The sequence below is a fragment of the Rhodoferax sp. RT5P35 genome (assembly GCF_056521385.1).
The window spans coordinates 1-1,081 of the sequence record NZ_JBWMAX010000317.1; the positions used below are offsets into that span (position 1 = coordinate 1).

The 1,081-nt window shown below is 62.7% G+C and carries 3 protein-coding genes; all 3 read right to left on the reverse strand.

What is annotated here, in order from left to right:
- Positions 1 to 243 (reverse strand): glycoside hydrolase family 3 N-terminal domain-containing protein (locus AC097L_RS25955; protein ID WP_479589567.1); only part of this gene is annotated, 243 nt, incomplete at its 3' end.
- A gap of 90 nt (positions 244 to 333) precedes the next feature.
- Entirely contained in the window at positions 334 to 732 is a 399-nt protein-coding gene (acpS, locus tag AC097L_RS25960; protein ID WP_479589568.1) for a holo-ACP synthase, read from the reverse strand.
- Positions 729 to 1,081: Uma2 family endonuclease (locus tag AC097L_RS25965; protein WP_479589569.1), on the reverse strand; the 353-nt coding region annotated here is incomplete at its 5' end. The genes AC097L_RS25965 and acpS, both read right to left, overlap by 4 nt.

The following is a 1,081-nucleotide window of genomic DNA, read 5'->3' on the forward strand; positions in this document are numbered from 1 at the left end:
CAGGTGGGTGAAGCCGTCGGTCTTGAAGCGCTGCACCCGGCCCCCCTCGTGGTCCACGCAAATCAGCACGTCGGGGCGGGCCTTCTTGATGGCGCGGCACAGGGCGGTGAGCTGCGCCCGGTCTTGCCAGTTGCGGGCAAACAAAATCAGGCCGCCGACCAGCGGATGCTGCAGGCGCTGGCGGTCGGTTTTGGTCAGGCTGGTGCCCGCAATGTCGATGATGAGAGGTGCGTGTTGGGACATGGCAATACTTTATAAAAAACAAGGCTCCAGCGCTTATTCAATGGGCGGTAGCAGCTATCAACACTATAGCAAATGGGTTTTAAATAGGTTTCAGGCAGGCGGCTGCTCCACCACCACAAAACTGGCGGCGTAGTCGGTCTCGTCGGTTACCGTCACATGGGCGCTCAGATGGCGCTCCTCGAACCAGGTTTTCAGCACGCCGTGCAGCACGACCACCGGCTGGCCGCTGGGCAGGTTACCGATTTCGCACAGCCGCCAGGTCATGGGCATGCGCATCCCCATGCCGATGGCCTTGCTGAAGGACTCCTTGGCGCTGAAGCGGGTGGCCAGATAACGCACACCGCGCTCGACGTTGCGCTCGCTGCGCCTGCGCCACACCGCCAGCTCGGCATTGCTGAGCACTTTTTCCGCAAACCGGTCGCCGTGCCGCTCCAGGCTGGCGCGGATGCGGCGCACGTCGCAGATGTCGGTGCCGATGCCGTAGATCATGGTTGCGGGGTGTCGTCCGTGGTGTCGCCGGGCTCTACACCTTCAAACACATCGGCGATGGACATTTCCAACCCCACACTGGCCAGCACCAGGCTGGGCGCTGCCGTCATGTCGTGCAGTTCAAACAGACCCTGGGCATTGCGCCGGAACAGCTCCACGCTGCGCTCGACCGGGTCGATCAGCAAATACTCTTGCAGGGACGGGATGCGCCGGTAGGTGGCGAACTTCAGGCCCCGGTCAAACCCGGCGGTGGTGGACGACAAGACCTCCAGCACCAGTGTGGGCGCGCGGAAGATGCGGTCCGTGCGCAGGTCTTGCGCATCGCAGGTGACGAATACATCTGGGTAGA

Bases quoted from the DNA above. Each gene is read 5' to 3' on its own strand.
- acpS (WP_479589568.1), bottom strand. From the start codon at position 732: ATGATCTACGGCATCGGCACCGACATCTGCGACGTGCGCCGCATCCGC.